1 protein-coding gene and 1 pseudogene are annotated in these 1,362 nt (G+C 72.7%); one reads left to right on the top strand and one right to left on the bottom strand.

Annotated elements, in window-relative coordinates; translation table 11 throughout:
- A pseudogene (locus HW577_RS25060) lies at positions 1-263 on the bottom strand (hypothetical protein); the annotation flags it as partial.
- 295 nt (positions 264-558) lie between these two features.
- On the opposite strand from HW577_RS25060, the gene HW577_RS25055 reads away from it, so the two are divergent.
- Positions 559-1,356 (top strand): lytic transglycosylase domain-containing protein, encoded by a 798-nt coding sequence (locus tag HW577_RS25055; RefSeq protein WP_198378803.1) that lies wholly within the window; start codon positions 559-561, stop codon positions 1,354-1,356.
- Positions 1,357-1,362 lie beyond the last annotated feature (6 nt).

Genomic DNA, 1,362 nt, shown 5'->3' with positions numbered 1-1,362 from the left:
CCCACGGTCCGCGCCCGCCAGTCGCCGCCGATGGTCGAGCCGATCAGCCCGCCGCCGACCGCGCCGGCGCCGGCACCGACGCCGCTGCGCGTCCCGCTGACCGCGACCGGGCGCATGCCCACGATGGTGCCCGACGAGACGTAGCCCGAGGTGCCGAGCGCATAGCGGTCCACCGTCGTGTTGGTGGCCGGCGCGCAGGCCGCGAGGCCGGCGCCGAGCGCGAGCACGGCGCAGAGGGGCGCGAGGCGGCGGATGTCGGGCATGGCTTCCTGTCTCCTTCGGCGGCGGGGGCCGGGCATCGCACAAGTGATGTGCCTGCCGCGGCCGCGCCACAATAGTATGGGTCCATCGAATCCTGGGATTCGGGGCGCGGGTCGACCCACAACATCGTGGGGCTCGTCGCGGAACTTGACCCGGGCTCTTCGGCTGGCCTACGCAAGCTTTCACACGACCGTGTTTCATGCCCGGAGACGGGCTCGCCCGAAGGGGCCGGGGGGGATCCGGCCACTTCATTGAAACGGGCGGGACCGTCACGGTGTCGGATGGGGACCAGGGGGAATGACCGGAACCTTCAGGGGCGGCGCGAAGGCCGTGCTTGCGGTGGCGATGCTCGCGATGCTGGCCGCCTGCAGCACGAGCGGAACGCGCACCGCCTCGAACGGGCCCTTCTACAACAGGCCCGACAGCACCTCCCCGCCCGGGCCGCCAGGCGACCCCTGGGGGCCCTGGATCCGCGACGCCTCGCGCCGCTTCGACATCCCGGAACTCTGGATCCGGGAAGTGATGCGCCAGGAAAGCGGCGGGCGGGCCAACGCCACCTCCCACGCCGGCGCCATGGGGCTTATGCAGGTGATGCCCGGCACCTACCGGGAACTCCAGGCGCGCTACAACCTCGGCCCCGACCCCTATCACCCTTATGACAGCATCCAGGCGGGCGCGGCCTATCTGCGGGAGATGTACGAGCTCTACGGCAACCCCGCCTTCCTCGCCGCCTACAATGCAGGTCCGCGGCGGCTCGAGGACTATCTCTGGGGCGGTCGCGGCCTGCCGAACGAGACGCGCAACTACGTCGCGCGCATCGGGCCGCGCATCACCGGCGCCCAGCCGAACCGCCGCGCGCCGGCCGAGGTCTACGCCGCCGCCGAGATCGGCCACTACATCCCCGCCGGCCCGCGCCGGATGGATGGCGGCACGATGCTCGCGCTCCGCCAGCAGCGCGAAGCCGCGCCACCTGTCCAGATGGCCGCTGTCGCCCCGCCGCCGCCCGCCGCCCCCCGCGTGCAGGTCGCGAGCGTGGGCGTGACGCCGCTGCCCGCGGAACGGAAGAGCACACGCCTGAGCTCCAGCGACACATGAAGCGGC

Source organism: Neoroseomonas rubea, assembly GCF_016106015.1.
GTDB lineage: Bacteria > Pseudomonadota > Alphaproteobacteria > Acetobacterales > Acetobacteraceae > Neoroseomonas > Neoroseomonas rubea.
This window is presented reverse-complemented; position numbering and strand designations above follow the sequence as displayed.

What these genes read in the sequence shown, in the direction of transcription:
- HW577_RS25055 (WP_198378803.1), top strand. Translation starts at nt 559, where the DNA reads ATGACCGGAACCTTCAGGGGCGGCGCGAAGGCCGTGCTTGCGGTGGCG.